Annotated in this window: 11 protein-coding genes; 4 read left to right on the top strand and 7 right to left on the bottom strand. The window is 63.0% G+C overall.

Going from position 1 to position 15,936, the window contains the following annotated elements; all coding sequences use genetic code 11:
* Window positions 1–211: 211 nt before the first annotated feature.
* The 3 genes from VHD36_13810 to pilM form a co-directional block, all read right to left on the bottom strand.
* Window positions 212–1,999 carry a hypothetical protein gene (locus tag VHD36_13810; protein HVU88391.1) on the bottom strand — a complete coding sequence of 596 codons (1,788 nt, stop codon included), beginning with the start codon at window positions 1,997–1,999 and terminating at the stop codon, window positions 212–214.
* Window positions 2,000–2,075: 76 nt separating this feature from the next.
* Window positions 2,076–3,542 carry a hypothetical protein gene (locus VHD36_13815; GenBank protein ID HVU88392.1) on the bottom strand — a complete coding sequence of 489 codons (1,467 nt, stop codon included), beginning with the start codon at window positions 3,540–3,542 and terminating at the stop codon, window positions 2,076–2,078.
* A gap of 18 nt (window positions 3,543–3,560) precedes the next feature.
* Window positions 3,561–5,912, bottom strand: a complete 2,352-nt coding sequence (gene pilM, locus VHD36_13820; protein HVU88393.1) for a type IV pilus assembly protein PilM — start codon at window positions 5,910–5,912, stop codon at window positions 3,561–3,563.
* 361 nt (window positions 5,913–6,273) lie between these two features.
* On the opposite strand from pilM, the gene VHD36_13825 reads away from it, so the two are divergent.
* From VHD36_13825 to VHD36_13840, 4 genes are all read left to right on the top strand, one after another.
* Window positions 6,274–9,069: a hypothetical protein gene (locus tag VHD36_13825; protein ID HVU88394.1), complete on the top strand. Its 2,796-nt coding sequence runs from the start codon at window positions 6,274–6,276 to the stop codon at window positions 9,067–9,069.
* Between the two features lie 32 nt (window positions 9,070–9,101).
* Window positions 9,102–9,764 (top strand): (d)CMP kinase, encoded by a 663-nt coding sequence (gene cmk / locus VHD36_13830; protein ID HVU88395.1) that lies wholly within the window; start codon window positions 9,102–9,104, stop codon window positions 9,762–9,764.
* A gap of 71 nt (window positions 9,765–9,835) precedes the next feature.
* The gene (locus VHD36_13835; GenBank protein HVU88396.1) at window positions 9,836–10,552 is read left to right on the top strand and encodes a lysophospholipid acyltransferase family protein; all 717 of its coding nucleotides are present in this window, start codon (window positions 9,836–9,838) and stop codon (window positions 10,550–10,552) included.
* Between the two features lie 315 nt (window positions 10,553–10,867).
* Complete coding sequence (locus VHD36_13840) at window positions 10,868–11,320, top strand: hypothetical protein (GenBank protein HVU88397.1); 453 nt, start codon at window positions 10,868–10,870, stop codon at window positions 11,318–11,320.
* A 111-nt stretch (window positions 11,321–11,431) separates the two neighbouring features.
* Here the strand turns inward: VHD36_13840 and VHD36_13845 are convergent, their stop codons facing one another.
* The 4 genes from VHD36_13845 to VHD36_13860 form a co-directional block, all read right to left on the bottom strand.
* On the bottom strand, window positions 11,432–12,028 hold the full coding sequence (locus VHD36_13845; GenBank protein HVU88398.1) for a DNA-3-methyladenine glycosylase: 597 nt from the start codon (window positions 12,026–12,028) through the stop codon (window positions 11,432–11,434).
* 55 nt (window positions 12,029–12,083) lie between these two features.
* Window positions 12,084–12,863, bottom strand: a complete 780-nt coding sequence (locus tag VHD36_13850) for a creatininase family protein (protein HVU88399.1) — start codon at window positions 12,861–12,863, stop codon at window positions 12,084–12,086.
* A 201-nt stretch (window positions 12,864–13,064) separates the two neighbouring features.
* On the bottom strand, window positions 13,065–14,519 hold the full coding sequence (locus tag VHD36_13855) for a DUF1570 domain-containing protein (protein ID HVU88400.1): 1,455 nt from the start codon (window positions 14,517–14,519) through the stop codon (window positions 13,065–13,067).
* A gap of 148 nt (window positions 14,520–14,667) precedes the next feature.
* Window positions 14,668–15,666 carry a sugar phosphate isomerase/epimerase gene (locus VHD36_13860; GenBank protein HVU88401.1) on the bottom strand — a complete coding sequence of 333 codons (999 nt, stop codon included), beginning with the start codon at window positions 15,664–15,666 and terminating at the stop codon, window positions 14,668–14,670.
* Window positions 15,667–15,936 lie beyond the last annotated feature (270 nt).

A 15,936-nucleotide genomic window follows, 5' to 3' on the forward strand; every position in this document is an offset into this window, starting at 1 on the left:
GTCAATATCACTTGCGGCAAAGTGAGAGAATCCGAGCCGGAAAAGGCCGATATCAGGCCAGCAAAAAGGTCGCTCACCGACCAAGTGTGCGGCGCTTGCTAGCTAGCGGGAACAGCGCGAGCCGCGGAAAATCTTCCCGGCAAGCAAGCCTCTCCGCAGGCGAGGTCATTGCCCGCCAGGCGTGCAGGCAAACGACAATCCCTGCAAAACGTTAGTTGCCGCGCGGCTGCTTGCCTGCCTTACCCGCGTCAGCACCGGCGTTTAGCTTCGACAGTCCGCCTCCTTGTTCGGTCCTGCGCCTCTTGGGCCGGTCCTCCTCTTCATCTGCAGCGACCGGCGGCTTGGCGGCTTCCTGCGCTTTTTTCAGGCGTTGCTTCGTGGATTCGTAAATCTCCGCGTCCGCCAATTCGCTCTTGACGATGAGCTTGCCGTTGGGCTCCATGACCAGCACCTGGCTGGGGGCCCTGGGGCGCAGTCCGCCCCCTGGCATGGCCATGGTATCGCCGCCTGTCATGTCTACGACCATCATGTCGGTATGAAAGGAGAGCCTCTTTGGCTCGGCCGTGCCATCGCCACGTTCAACGAAAGCATCCTCGGCCGGGAAGTTGGCCACCTGCCCGCGAAATAGCTCGACGATGCGCGAGGCGTCAACCGCCTCGTTGGAATCCCACATTTTCAGGATCACTTCCAGTTTCGATTCGTTGATCTGCTTGTTCGGCTTGATGCCGCCAGCCAGCATGCTGAAGCCAAGCGGGACGGTAACTTCCGCCGACGCCTCGCTCCACGGGCTCTGCCGTGTCTGCCCCTTGGCAAGTTGCGCATTGGCCAGGTACTGTGCCCCGAGCCCATAGTTGGGATTGTTCAGCACCAGGCGCACGCGATACCGATACGTCTTGCCCGGCTGAACGGAGAAGTCGAAGCAGCGAAACAACTGATACTCCACCGCTTTGGCTTGCGACGGGTTGGCGTTGGCCATGGCCGCATTGCCGGCCTGCGCCATCGCGCGGGCGCGCAGCCCACCCCCCGCCGGCGCAGCGGGCGCGACGGTTCCCGGCGCCTGGCTGCCGGTGGGAATTTTCGGATGACCCGCCGACCGGCCATGCTCCTTGCCGCTGATCTTGAACAGCGGCCTGGTCAATACCGGGTCGGCAAAGACATGATCGATCACGTCGGCCGCGCGCTCGGAGAAGGTAGCCTCCTCGTCTTCGGCTCGCTTGCGATCCAAGAGCGTCCATTTCAAATCGGCATCCGGGGCCGTTCCCACGGGAACTTCGGCGCGCTCGACTTCGAAAGAATGGTAGCGAGGATAGTCGAGCGCCGGATCCGTCTTCCGCGCATCGCGAAAGGCGGCGCGGTAGTCCTTTGCCTGCGCCTCGATCGGAACGAGACCGGTGATGACGGCCCATTGCTTGCCCTTCACCGCCGCATTGGGATTAGGCCGATCGACGGCGCCCGCGGGCGCGGCACCCGCTTTACCTCCCGCCATGTTCAGGGCCCGCTCGCGCAGGCCACCGCCGCCTTTTGCCGGCTCCGGCGCGGCCGCTTTCGGGGCAGGCGCCGCTTTCCCAGGGGCCGGCGCTGCCTTGTCCTCGTTGCCCAACGAGTGGACGTATACCGCGCCATAGCCAGTCGCCACGCGAACGTCTTGCAGGGCCAAGAACTTCGGCTCGGGCCGGCGCTTCTTCATGTCGAACGGGGGTCGGCTCCACTCGTCGTGCGTCACCCATACCTTTTGGGGAACGTCGCGGGCCACGGGCAGCGGTTCCATCGGCGGCACGTCGGTCGCAGGGTCGAAGGTCGACGCAGTCACTTTGGCGTCCACCTTCTGCGCGGCATCCATGAACTGCTGAGGTACCTTGTCGTAGGGCTTATGCTTCATCGCGCCCAGGCAGAACATGATGAAGCCCAAGACGAACAGGCCGAAAACCCCTTTCTCGATGTGGGTCGTGAGGAACTCGAGCAGTTGGTCCTTGTCGAGTTTGATCTTCGGCTTTTTCATGGGAACTCCTCTGCGCGATCGGTCGAACCGTTGCGGGCGTCGAATCTACAAATTGACCTGGTCGTGTCTCGTCCGCTTAGTGCAGGCGCCCGCCCGAGACCGTAGCCCCACCACGGGGCGCTTTGACGATCGCCGTCGGAACACCGCTTGGACGCTTCGACGGATCGGCGGCTGACCCGGTGCTTAGCTTTTCGGGGTCCGGCGTATTGAAAATCTGAATCAGGCCGCAGACCTCGACCGGTACGTCCGCCGGTGTGGCTTCGACTTCATCGCCGCCCGCCGCGTTCGCCTGCGGCCGATTCTCCATGGCGGCCGCTCCGGCGCGCAATCCTACGGCGGCGCCCAGACCTCCGGCGGGGGGACGTCCCGGCTGCGCGGCTGGCGCAGCATTTCCCTTACCGCTCGGCTGAACGAGTGGATCGTGCATCGTCAACCGCACGACCTCGATCGGAATATCCGCGTTGGCGCAGTTGACCAGCAGATCGGGGATCTTTCTCTGATCGATGACGACTTTCAGGCGAACGAACATCAACTTGAACTCGCCGTATGGTGTGTCGGTGGGGCCTGCGGGCGTTCCTGTGTCACTCAAATAACGGCCATTGAGCAACTCGTCGTCGAGTTGCTTGGCACGCTCCGCGGGATCTTCCGATACTTGTTCCTGGGGCTGGCCGCCAGCAGCCAATCCGCCGGCTGTTCCCCCTTCGGTCGACTGGTCGGCAAATACCTTGGGGCTCTCGCGCACCGCGTCATTCACGGCCCACTGAGCGATGTCGAGCGAATCGATCCGTTTGATCGGCACGGCGATGACGTCCGCCGCGCCCTCGTTGGTCTTGCGAATGACCTTGGCGAGGTTTTGCAACAGCCAAATATCCTCTTGGGCCAGCCGAATATCGAGATCTGAAGGAACGCCGAGCTGTCGACTGAGCGTGTAGCGCTGCTCAAGCGCCTCGCGGTGGGCGCGGCTCCAGACGACCAGTCCTTCCATCGTGTCTTCGACTTCTTCGGCCGGGGGCTTGTCGGCCGGCTGCCCGGCATTGGGGCGCATCTTGGGCGCATTCGGTTGCGCCGCTTCTTGGCCCTCGGCCTTCAGCTTAGGATGGCGATAATCGGCCGTGGCGAAGACCTTCTCCTTGAGGGCTTCGACAAATAGTTCGTTGGATTTGAAACGGGAGCGGACGATCTCAGGAATCGGCTCGTCAGGCCTCAGCTTGGCGATATCCTCCGCGACCATTTCCGGCCAACTGAAGGTCTTGCGCTGGGCTTCATAGCTTTTCTGCCATTCCTCGAGCACCTGTTTCTTCAACTCTTCGTTCTTGACGTTCACGCCGTCGGCAAATTGCTGATTGGCCGGATGGCCGTTTTTGTCGACATCCTGCAGGTCGCTGAAGCTCTTTTTCACGATCGCTTCATTGGCCTGGGTCAAGGTAGCGAGGGTCCCTGCGCCGCTCCACCAGCAGATCAAACCGACCAGCGCAGCGATCGAGACCAGCACCCAGAAATGATGCTTCTTCAAGATCTGCAAGAATACTTTGACTTGGTCCATGGCAAGCGTTCTCGATCGTTAGGGATTAGGCGCGGCCGCTGGCGGCGCGCCGGCTGGCGGCGATGCAGGAGGCGCTGGACTTTCGCCCGCCGGTGCTTCACCCGCGGCAGGCGGAGCTTCGCCGGCAGGCGCCGCAGGCGGTTCGGTCGGGGCTTCGCCCGGGGGTGCAGCGGGCGCCGGTTCACCACCCGCTGGCATGGGTGACGCCGCCGCGGGAGCGCCCTCGGCCGGCGGAGATTCCTCGGGGGTCGGTGCGGGTGTGGCAACTGCAGGGGGCGGGGCCGCGTCGGCGGGCTCAACCGGCGCCGCGCCCTCTTCCGCAGGCGGCGGTGGTTCCTCTTGCGGCGGTTCATCCAACCAACACAGCTCGACGAAAAAATCGAAGCGCGGCGCGGGAATCTGTTTCGCTTGGCCGGCAGCTCCTTCTACGTTGGGGCCGTCGTCAGCACCCTCGATTTTGTTCTCCCAAAAGACTTCGTAGGTGCGGGCTCCCGAGGCGGGCACGACCACGGGGAAGAGCAATCCGATTTTTTTCAGATCGATTTCGCTAGGACCGTCCGGCACACGATCCTCTTCGGGAATGGTCAGCTTGCCCGACTTCAGATTCCGGATGATCGTCTGGCGGACGTAATGCTCCTTGCTCGTTTCCAGATGCACCCTGTCGTTGTGAAAGTGATAGCCGCGCAGCGAAATGATCCAGCCGGGGCCGCTCGGCCCTGTGACTTCGGGTTCGGGGGTGGGCTCAGGGGGAGGCGGCGTGGCTTCGGCCCCGTCGGCAGGCGGCGGCGGGGGAGGCGGTGGCGCCTTGGGTTCGGCCTTATCGAATTCCTTGATGCTCGTGTACCATGACGTGACATCATCAAGATGCTGTGCCTGCACCGACAAAATATTCAGCGATTTCCGCTTCGTCACGTCGGCCGGCAAGTCGCCCTCGTCCTTGGGCAGCGCCAGGTTCAGCGCTTTCCAGACCTCGAGCCAGCGCTCACGCCGTTCGGCGCTAGGGACCAGGCTCTGCCCCACGTCCCCCATTTTTTTGTAGTCGTCTTTGGCCTTGGTGTAGCTCGACTCGTAGCCGCGCGCCCGGGACACGACGTCGTTCGCACGAGCCACAGCCGGCGCGAAATAGTTGTCCTGCAGCACGGCGTTCCAGGCGCGCCAGTAGCCGAAGTAGCTGATCGTGCAGCCGAGCAGGAGCGCGGCCGCTGCGCCGACAGCCCACGGCTTTTTCGCGCGAATCATGCGGTCCTTCATGATCTCGCGCGGCAGCAAGTTCGTGCGGATGGCCGACTCTTTCAGCCCCTGTAGCGCCAAACCGTAGCAGACGCCGAAGCTGGCCACGTTTTCCTTGAAGGCTGGCGCATCCACCACCGAGGGACCGGTCAGCCCGCGGAACGTCTCCAGCCGGTTGAACTCATTGCCCAGGTTTTGCGCCAGGTAGCGCTGCAGCCCCGGGAGCTTCATGGCATTGCCCAGGCCGAGGACGCGGCCGATCTTGGCGCGGCGATCGATGTTCGAGAAATAACCAATCGAGCGCTGCACCTCGGTCAACAGATCGTTGAACACGGGGCGCATGGCTTGAAAGAGCGCCTTGGGATCGTCGGCCTTGGCGGCGTTGCGCTTCAAATGCTCGGCCGTGGCGAAGGTCAGCTTCAGTTCCTTGGTCAGGGCCTTGGTGAAATGGTTGCCGCCGATCGGCACGCTGCGCTGCCAGACGCGGAAACCGTTGGTGACAACCAGGTCGGTCGAATCGGTGCCGAGCGAAAGCAAAACCGTCGACGGTGGTGGATTGTCGGGATCGTAGTCGGCCGGAGGCGGCAGATCTTGCATCTGGTCGAAAACGACGAAGTTGTAGAGTGCCAGCGGCGTCAACTGCACGACGTCGACTTCGATGCCGGAGTCGATGAACGGCTTCAGCGCGCGATACACCTGGTCGCGCTTCATCGCGAACAGGCCCACCTCGGTCTCCAGCGCAAAACCCTCCTCTTCACTGCCGCCGACCATCTTTTGATAGTCCCACACGACGTCTTCGAGCGAAAAGGGAATCTGTTGCCGCGCCTCGTACTTGACGATGTCCGGAATCTTCTTGGCTTCGACCGGCGGCAACTTGATGAACCGCGCCAGGCCGCTTTGCCCGGGCACCGACACCGCCACCCGATCGCCGCGCACGCTGTTGCGCGACAAGAACTGCGTGATGGCCTCTTGCACCAGGGCCGCGGGATCGGCCTCGGGCTGGCTGAGGATTTTGGGGTATTCGACGTAGTCGAAGGCGTCGGCCAAAACCTGCGAAGGCTCCCCTCCGGGGCGGCAACGCAGCGCCTTGAGCGCACATTGGCCGATATCGATACCCCAAACGGCATCACTTCTCGCCATGCCAGTTTCCCTTCGTCTGGTCCGCGGAGCCCGGAGCAGGCCCCAATCGTTCGGCAACCCGGGCCGGAAAACGGCCGTGATGGGAGGTTGGGGTTGCCTGCCCTATTCCAAGCCCAATTATCGAGTTACATAAACTAGTGTCAACCAGATCGTCGCTTGTCGCAAGGGTCTGGCGGGCGGAAAAATCCGTGCCGCGCCGGCTGACCGAGCGGCGGCCGTCATCGCTCGTGCTTTACCAGGGGAGTGCCGATTGTGCCGGCTCTGGCCGCGGCTCGACTTCTTGTGCCTAGCGGGCTATCGTGGACTGCCCGCCCGCTCCACTCCGAATCATTTCGGCCAGTCGCCGGAACTCATTGGCCCTATGAAATTTGAAGAAGTTTGTGTCCTTCTGCCTTGCCATAGCTTGGAGGACTTCCCTACGCACTACGAGGGGGCCTCGGCCGAAGGGCTGCTGGCCGCCTGGTCCGCCATGTGGCACCCGGCCTTACTGGCAGCGACCGGCCGTTTGCCCACCTGGTATCGCGCCGAGGGGCCGCCTGACGCACTCTCGGGCCGACTAATCATCATTCCTCCAACTAGCGAGCCCTTGTTGCTGGCCGGCTGGGTGTCACGCGCAACGGGCGAAGGAGCCCACGTCGTCCGCAAGCTCTCGCGCCGCGGCGAAATCGTTTCCGCAGCGCTGGCCGGGCTTGATGAACAGCCCCAGGTGGATCCCGAACTGGTGGCCGATTTTCTAGCGCTGGGCTACGGCTATCTGGCGGTTGAATTGCTCACCCGGCAGATGCGCTACATGAGCAATATCGACGAAGTTCACCTGCAGAACGAGACTCTGGCCGCGGCACGGGCCTGCCTGGCGGGTGATGCCGAGACGGCGCGGCGGCATTTGCAGAACAGCTTTGAAGTCTTGATCGAAGCCCGCGAGCGTTTCTATCCCGTCGATGCCTATCTGATCGACCTGACCTTGGTCGCGCCAACGACCGTCGGCGAATCGCTGCGGCGGCAGCTCACAAGCGACGTACCGCAAAACGTGTTGATCTCGGCGGACACTTTGGCACAGCTGGCCGAGGCTGCGCCGCAAACCCTTGCGGCACTGCGCATGGCCCTCGATCACCAGACCGTATCGATCGTCGGAGGCGAGCGCAGCGAGCGCGAATTGCCGCTGTTGCCCCTGGAAGAGACGCTGGCCGATTTTCAAGCGGCGGCACGCCTCTATCAGGATCTGCTGGGCCAGGCGCCACGCGTGTACGGCCGGCGACGCTTTGGGCTCTCACCGCTGTTGCCGCAGATCTTGTCGCGATCGGGCTTCATCGGCGCGCTACACGCCACGCTCGACGACGGCCGCTTTGCCACCGCTTCGCAAGCCAAGGTGCGCTGGGAAGGGATCGACTATTCGGCGATCGATGCCCTGGTGCGCTTGCCGCTGGACGCGAATCGGGCCGACACGTTTCTCGGCCTGCCCCGCACGCTCGGCGAATCGATGGATCGCGATCATGTAGCCACGGCTATCTTTGCCCATTGGCCGTCTCAGGCTGATACGTTTTACGGCGATCTGCGGCGCATGGCAGCCTACGGCGCAGTGCTCGGCAAATTCATCACGCTCGAAGAGTATTTCACCAACACGGCCAGCCCGGGCGAGATCGTCAAGTTCAAAGCCGACGGTTATCGCGCGCCCTATCTAAAGCAAGCGGCAGCTGAGAAGGGCTCGCAGCCGATCTCGGGCATATCCGAACAGCACGCCCGGCAGGCTCTATGCTTGGCGACCGAAGCGGTGGACGCGATGACGATCTGCGTGGGAGGCGCCGTTCCTGGCAGGCCCGACGAAGCGTCCGCTGCCGCGGAAAAAGAGCTTCAGCACGATCTGGATGAGGCCGCCGCGCGGCTCGCGTCGGTGCTTGCGCCCACCGACAGCGCTCAAAGCGGCCTGCTCGTGGTCAATCCGCACAGCTTCGCGCGACGCGCGCTCGTCGACGTCACGGCACTGGCCAGTTTGCCGGCGGTGGAAGGAACCGTTGTCGCCACGCAGGAATCCGCAGGACGAAAGTGGGCCGTCGTCGACGTGCCGGGCTTGGGTTTTTCGTGGCTCGCACCGGGCCCTGCCACTCCCGTAGCGCCACCGAAAAAGAAAGGGCCCAAACCGCTCGCCGCCGGGACGTCGCTCTCGAACGAGTTCCTCCGCATCGAGATCAGCCCCGCCACGGGCGCCGTGCAAGGGATTTACGATCTGACGCAGCGGGGCAACCGCGTGGCGGTGCAGTTGGCGCGGCGCACGCCTCCTCCGCCGCCGCGGCCGGGTGATATTTGGCGCGACACCGACGAAGGGGCCGTGTATTCCGCGATGGTGGCTGACGCGGTCGAAGTCACGCACACGGGCCCGGCATTCGGCGAGATCGCCAGCCGGGGCCGAATGGTCGATGCCGCGGGAAAAACGATCGCCCGATTCACGCAGCGCTATCGCCTGGCTTGCGGCAGCCGCGTCTTGGAAATCGAGACGGAACTGGAAATCGACGAGCCGGCCGGCGGCGACCCGTGGGAATCGTATTACGCCGCCCGATTCGCCTGGCCCGACGAAGACGTCGAGATTTACCGCGATATCGGGCTGGCGCGACAGGCGAGCGACGCCCGCCGGCTCGAGGCGCCGCACTATCTCGATCTACGTTCGTCGCGCGCCCGGACCACGATCCTGACGGCCGGACTTCCGTATCACCGGCGTGCCGGCAACCGCATGGTGGATACATTGCTTGTATCGGCGGGCGAAACGCAACGCTCATTTCGGTACGCGGTGGGCTTCGAGCTTGCACACCCGATGCAAGACGCATTGGCGATCGTGTCGCCGACGGTCGTTGTGCCTGGCGCGCGGCGACCAACGGGGTCGCACAATTCGACCTGGCTATTCCACGTCGATGCCAAGAACGTTGTCGTAACGCACTGGCAGGCTAAACGCGACGACGCACAAGGTCCTCTGGTCCGGGTAAGGCTGGCCGAGACCGAAGGGCTGGCCGGTCGCGTGCGGCTGCGTGCCGTGCGCGACGTGGCCCAGGCGCGGCATATCGATTTTCGCGGCCAAACGCTGGCCGAGTTGCCTGTCGCGGGAGATTGTGTCACGATCGACGTCGCGCCGTTTGAAGTGGTGGAGATCGAGACGCAGTTGCACCGCTGAGCGCCCTCAGTGCGGCGGATCAAAAGAATCCCATGATCGTGACCATCGACGGACCTGCCGGAGCCGGCAAGAGCAGCGTTTCGCGGATGCTGGCGCAGCGCCTGGGTTTCGCTTTTCTCGACACGGGCGCGATGTATCGGGCCGTGGCGCTGGCGGCGCTACGGCAGAACCTTGGCTGGAATGACCCGACGGCGCTCGCGGCCCTGGCGCGGCGGCTGAATATCGAAATTCGCGACGACCGCACTTATCTCGAAGGAGAGGACGTCAGCAGCGAAATCCGCAGCCACGAGGTGACCTCGGCCACGCATTACGCCGCCAACAACGTTGCAGTCCGCGCGCACCTGGTCCAGCTGCAGCGGCAAGTGGCGGGTCGGCTGGACATCGTCACCGAGGGGCGGGACCAGGGAACGGTCGTTTTTCCGCACGCTGAATGCAAGATTTTTCTCGACGCTTCGCCCCATGAACGGGCCCGGCGGCGGCAGGCCGATTTGGCGGCCCGTGGCGAGAAGCTAAGCTTGGACGAGGTGCTCGCGGACCAGAACCGGCGCGACGAAAGCGATGCTGCGCGCGAGGTGGGTCCGCTCGTGGCGGCGGCCGACGCCGTACACGTGAACACGGATGGGTTAGCGCCCGAGGAAGTCGTCGACCGCTTGGAGGCGCTCGTGCGAGCAAGGATGCCGGAAGCCGCAAAGTAGACGCAATCCCAATCGAAGCGGGGCTGTCTGCTTCGACATTTGACTCTCGACATTCGTCATTTAGCGCAACCATGGCTGACCGATCGCTCGCGAAACAGCTTTGGTACAAATATTTGCACGTGACGTGCCGGCTAACGTTCACGGGCTTGTTTCATTTTCGTTGCACCGGGCGCGAGAATGAGCCCGCCGCGGGAGGGGCCCTGGTACTCTCGAACCACCAAAGCATGTTCGACCCGGTGCTGGTGGGCGCGACGCTCGAGCGACGTTTGAACTACATGGCGCGGGAGACGCTATTCGCCTTCGCGCCGTTTCGCTGGCTCATTCAATCGCTCGATGCCATTCCGATCGATCGCGAAGGGTTGGGGCTCTCGGGCTTGAAGGAGACGCTGCGGCGCGTGAAGCGCGGCGAGATGGTGCTGATCTTTCCCGAGGGAACGCGATCGCCTGACGGTGAAGTGGCGGCGCTCAAACCCGGCTTTTCAGCGCTGGCCCGCCGCGCGAAGGTGCCGCTTTTGCCAATCGGCATCGATGGGGCCTACCAGGCCTGGCCGCGCGACCATGCCTTTCCCGGCTTGTCGACGATCCATGTCCACGTTGGCGAGCCGATTCCCGCCGAAGAGGCTGCCACGGCCGATGAACGGGAACTCGTGGCCGAGGTTGAGCGACGGATCCGCGCCTGTCATGCCATTGCCCGGCAAGGCCGGCTGCGGGCGCTCGACCAATTGTCCCGCGAGGATGCGTCTCAGCACGTCGTGCCGGTAGCCGTGGCCGAAGCAATCGTGGCCTGAATCCTCGGTTGGCGTGCTGAATGTCCATTGCGCCGTCAAATCGCACCGATGTTGGCTTTTTTCACCATGCGGGCGGCCTGCGCGTGGATTCAAGCCGTTCCCGCACTTCGTGAAAAGCTTCACTATCAGTTTTGCAAGGCGGGCGCGGTCCAGAAAATGCTGTCGCCTATCAGATGGTGTCTGCCCGACCGCGATAGTCCTATAATTCACGTATCGCACGCCGTGACGAAGGAAGCGCGCAATCAAGGAGTGTTTTGATTTCGGCGCTTCTGGATCGTCGCGGCAAACGCCCACAAAGTTTTCGGAGGTTTTGTCATGCATGCCCTATCTCGTTTTGCAGCCGTCGCCCTGCTGCTGTTCTTGGCGACGAGCGCACTGGCCGACGATCAGAAGAGCGCGGCGAATGCCGCGGCTGGTGATCAGAAGGCCGTGACCAAGCAACAGGACAACAGCAATGCGACGGCCGCCCGCTGGCGCTATCGCCGCCATAATGGCCGCTGGTGGTACTACACGCCGGCCAACAATTGGATGGTTTTCCACAACAATGCGTGGGCACCATACCGTGCGGGCATGTTCGCCAGCGAGCAGCGCATGACCAGCCAGCCGGTGCGCCGCTATTCGTATGACCCGGGCTTCCAAGGAAACGCGGGTTACTATCCTCGCATCTATCGAGCCCCGGGTAATTTCGGCGTGCAAAAGTCGATCCGCTACGCCGGATCGAAGATCAACGCCGACTACGCGCCTTACACAGGCGGCAGCATGCAGTAAGCTACTATTAGCTTTGCAACGGCTGATGAACTTGAGCCGCTTCGCGGGCCCACGGCGCCGCGGAGCGGCTTTTTTGTTGCGCCGCGCGATAGCGAGGGTATTGCTGCGATTTTAGCGCCGTAGCGCTGCACAATCAGCATCGACGAATCGCAAGAGCGCGTCTTTCCACTCGCCGGCATAATCGACGCCGATCCGCTTCGTGCGCCGCAGCTTCGGCCGATCGCGCGGATCGTCGAGAAAGAACAGATCGTTCTGCGTCAGATCGACGCCGTTGTGAGCGCGTGTGACACCGAAAGCCCGCGCCAGCCGTCCGGGGCCGATGATGTGCGCGTCCCAATCGCCCAGCGGCTCAGCTCCGCGCAGGAGAACGGCCTGGGCGTCCCCTTTTTTCCCGACCACAACGTTGAGCATGTCGTACATGCCATAGATCAGGTAAACGTACGCGTAGCCCGGCGGTCCGAACATGATTTCCGTGCGCTTCGTCCGTCCCTTCGACGAATGCGACGCCAGATCGTGCGGGCCAACGTACGCCTCGGTCTCGACGATGCGGCCGCGAAACTCCCCGTCGCCCAGCCTGTGTACCAGAATCTTGCCGATCAGGTCCTGGGCGACGTCGATCGCCGGCCGCGCGAAGAACGCACGACGCAGCTTGCGATGACGAGTTCGGCCCGGCTTCGATGCTTCGCTCAAGGCCGAGTTCCGCGGCATTCTCCGAATCCTACTCATCATCATCATTTTGCATTCTGCATTCGTGTCGACGCCTTCAATAAGGAAACCGCTCATCCAGCGGCGCGGCCGATAGTTCGACCAGAAACTGCGCCAGCCGTTCGACCAGCAGCTTCATCATGGCGCGCCCTTTTTCGGCCGTCGCCGCGTGAGGGTTGCCCGACCCGGTATTCGTGGTCAGCAGGTGCCAGGGACGGGTGATCGAGATCCAACCGCGGTTGACGGCGTCAAACTTCGTCGCCGCCGTCGCGCCGGCGTCGGCCGCCAGGCTGCCATCGGGGTTTTTCGCCACCAGTTCCGGACGATACGCAAGGATGAACGACGTCTCCATTTCGCCCGCGTGATCGCCAGGCTCGACGAAGATCTCGTGCTCGATGTCGGCCAGCACCTTGTACCAGTTGCACAGGAACAAATGCGCCGACGTCTTGCCGTACATCTCGCGCAAAATCGGCTTCAGATCGTTGCCGCCGTGGCTATTGAGCAGCACGACTTTGCGTATGTCGTGCCGGGCGAGCGATTCGACAAGGTCGCCGATCACAGCGGCCAACGTCGAAGGGTTGACGTTCATCGACAGCGGGTAAGCGATCTGGTTCGTTTCGGTGCCGTAGGGAATCGTCGGCAGCAGCACGACCCTCGCCCCGCGATCGTGCGCCGCCTGGCAGATTTCCTCGCCGACCACGTCCCCTTCGATCGTGTCGGTGCCGTATGGCAGGTGCAGGTTATGCGGCTCGGTGGCCCCCAGCGGCAACACCGCCACCTGGAACTTGTTTTCCTTCACGTAAGCGTAGTTCGTCTCGGCCAGCTTCCAGGGACGCACGAATAAAACTCCGATCTGAAGGAAGGCGAGCAAAACGGGCAACGGGCGGTCCGAATCCCAAGCATTGGCATTCGGGGTGCCACGGATGGCTTGTCCACCCGTGAATTCACGGGCGCTGCTATACGAGGCACTCGCGACACCCGTCACATTAGCCCGAATCGCGAGCGAGGGAAATGGGCATGGTGGTCTTCGAGAAGTCCCTCACTTGACGCTCTTCAAGTAGTCGCGGTATTGCGCGTCGAGCTCGTCGTAGTTCGAGCGGCACAATTCGGCCAGCGTGCCAGCACGGTCACGCCCGCGATAGATGGCCGAAAGATAAGCGATAAGCGCCGCACGGTAGCGCCCTTCGTCGGCGAACATCAAGAAATAGGTCAGGCCGGTGGCCTGGCTATAGAGGGTCGCGATATTCGGATCGACCTTTAATCGATCCATCGACATCGTCGTCAGCTCGGCAAGTGGCACGTAAAAATCGTTAACCAGCAGACGGTGCTGCGCCGCGATCAACCGCTCCGCATCGTTGCCGCCGACCAGGTGCCAGCCATGGGCCTCGGTGAGCGATTCCATGAAGCACGCGATCCCCTCGACCACCCAGAAATTGCCGTCGCGTCCCATATCACGGACCGCGGGGCGAACTTCATTGAACAGTTGATGCGTGGCCTCGTGATTCAAATTCGTGAGATCCGCTTCATCGACGGCGTAAAAATAAGCCGTTTTCTTCGCGGCCAGATAGTATCCGGCGCTAACGCCGATGTTCGGTTCTTTGCGCTCGAGCGCCTGCACGTACTCGTCGCGGTCGCGGAAGTACATCACCCGATGCCGCTGCGGCGTGTTGCTCGTGGCGGCCTGCATACGGAAGCGTCGGACGAGTTGCTCGTCGGTGGCGTAAAAGCTCGCGAACAACTGCTGCCACGCGTCGTACAAACGCTCCAGGCGCGTGGCCAGTTGCACGCCCGCCTCGAGACTGTGCGTTGTATGGACGTTGTAGTGCTCCGTGACAACATCCCACCCTTTGCTTCCCTTGCGTGAGCCGCCACGGAGACGCTGCTCTTCGTCGGCCTTGATCCAGCCATTGTTGTAATAGCGCTCGCCCGCCTCGTAGCGGGCAACGTGCGCCGCGGGCAGCCAGCCAAACTTCGCGTGCCACACCTGCCCTTCGCGAGCTTTTGCCACCTCGAAGGGCGTCAGCCAGTCCCCTTTGTATTTCTCATAGCCCAGGATTTGGCGTGCTTTCTCGTGGTCGGGCTGTTCGCGAATCACTTCGACCAATAGCGGAAACGCATCGGCCGCGTGGCCGTGATCGGCTGCCTCGACCGCGAGATCGAAAAGCGCCTTTGCCTGCTCGGCTCGCAACGCGGCAAAACGCTCGCGCCATTCGGCCGACGTCGACGTAAGTGTTTCGCTCGTGGCATCATCCGGCGCGGGGCGACAGGCCAAAGTGATCCGATTCGGTTCTTCGGCCGGCAGCCAGTCGCGCGCGATCTGTGCTTCGTCAGTTAGCTGCTGGCCCTCGGCCCAGGCGGCGAGCTCGGCCAGCTTTTCGGCGTAAGAGGCGTGCAGCGCCGCGTGCTGGGCGCTGATCTCTTTTGATTCCCTGCGCCCCGCGGCTGCCGGCGCAGCGGCGCGCAATGTCGTTAGCGCCACGCCAAGGCCAGGCACAAGCAGAGCGCATACAAGTAAGAGGCGACAGCAGATCGGCAAGGAAATGATCCGCGGGACGAGGGGAAAGTACCTCAATCCAGTCTATCACGCGGTCGCAATCAAAACGTCGGGTACAAGACGGCTTCCGCCTCCGCACACTCGGCGGCTATTTCTCGGCAAAAGCCGCGTCGAACGCCACCTGGCTGGGCGTGAAATCGAGCCGCTTGACGAACTCGGCGGCCTCGCGGGCCCCTGCTTCGCGGTCCATGCCCACATCTTCCCATTCGACCGATAGCGGGCCGGCGTAGCCGATCTGGTTCAGGGCGCGAATGATCTCTTCGAAATTCACGCCGCCGCGCCCCGGCGAACGAAAATCCCAGCCGCGGCGCGGATCGCCGAAATTCAGGTGGCTCGACAGAATGCCCGAGCGCCCGTTGAGCGTGACGATCGCGTCCTTGACGTGTACGTGATAGATGCGGTCGGAACAGGCGCGCAGGAACTCGACCGGGTCGACGCCTTGCCACAAGAGATGGCTGGGATCGAAATTGAAGCCGAACTCCTCGCGCCGGTCGATGGCCGCGAGCGTTCGCTCGGCGCTATAGAGGTCGAACGCGATTTCCGTCGGATGTACTTCCAGGGCGAACCGCACGCCGCAATCGCCGAAGACATCGAGGATCGGGTTGAATCGCTCGGCAAACAACTGATAGCCGGCGTCGATCATTTCCTGCGGCACTGGCGGAAAGCTGTACAAGAGCGGCCAGATGCTCGAGCCGGTGAAGCCGTTTACGACTTCCACACCCAGCTTTTGCGCGGCGCGCGCCGTGTTCTTCACTTCTTCGGCCGCTCGCGCATTGACGCCGGCTGGCTTGCCGTCGCCCCACACATGCGCGGGCAGGATGGCCTTGTGCCGGATGTCGATCACATCGAGCACGGCCTGTCCGACCAGGTGCGTGCTGATGGCGTGCAGTTGCAGGTCGTACCGTTCCAAAAGGTCGCGGCGGCCGACGCAATAACTGTCGTCCGACAGGGCCTTGTCGACGTCGAAATGGTCCCCCCAGCAGGCAAGTTCCAAGCCCTGATAGCCGAATTCGCTGGCCTTTCGGGCCAGGTCCTCGAGCGGCAAATCGGCCCATTGACCGGTAAAGAGCGTGACGGGCCTGGCCATGCCAAAGAGCCTCCTATGCTGGGAACGGCCGAAAAAGGGGCCACTGCGGCACGACATCGGCCGCGGCAACTGCGGTCGATTCTCGCAGATCGGCCGCGCTTGGCAACAGAGACCGATTACGGCAACACCCGTGACGCCGGCCGGGGTTTAATCATGCCGACAGGATGGGGGAAGGCGGGGTCGCCGCGCGCCTGACGCGCCCCTGGGCTGACATTTACCCAGCTTGCGCATGCGGTTAGAGTTAACGTTTGCGATCCCGTCCTCCGCCTC

Source organism: Pirellulales bacterium (genome assembly GCA_035546535.1).
GTDB lineage: Bacteria > Planctomycetota > Planctomycetia > Pirellulales > JACPPG01 > JACPPG01.

Coding starts and splice junctions, on each gene's coding strand:
- VHD36_13810 (HVU88391.1), bottom strand. CDS start 1,999: ATGAAAAAGCCGAAGATCAAACTCGACAAGGACCAACTGCTCGAGTTC.
- VHD36_13815 (HVU88392.1), bottom strand. CDS start 3,542: ATGGACCAAGTCAAAGTATTCTTGCAGATCTTGAAGAAGCATCATTTC.
- pilM (HVU88393.1), bottom strand. CDS start 5,912: ATGGCGAGAAGTGATGCCGTTTGGGGTATCGATATCGGCCAATGTGCG.
- VHD36_13825 (HVU88394.1), top strand. CDS start 6,274: ATGAAATTTGAAGAAGTTTGTGTCCTTCTGCCTTGCCATAGCTTGGAG.
- cmk (HVU88395.1), top strand. CDS start 9,102: ATGATCGTGACCATCGACGGACCTGCCGGAGCCGGCAAGAGCAGCGTT.
- VHD36_13835 (HVU88396.1), top strand. CDS start 9,836: ATGGCTGACCGATCGCTCGCGAAACAGCTTTGGTACAAATATTTGCAC.
- VHD36_13840 (HVU88397.1), top strand. CDS start 10,868: ATGCATGCCCTATCTCGTTTTGCAGCCGTCGCCCTGCTGCTGTTCTTG.
- VHD36_13845 (HVU88398.1), bottom strand. CDS start 12,028: ATGCCGCGGAACTCGGCCTTGAGCGAAGCATCGAAGCCGGGCCGAACT.
- VHD36_13860 (HVU88401.1), bottom strand. CDS start 15,666: ATGGCCAGGCCCGTCACGCTCTTTACCGGTCAATGGGCCGATTTGCCG.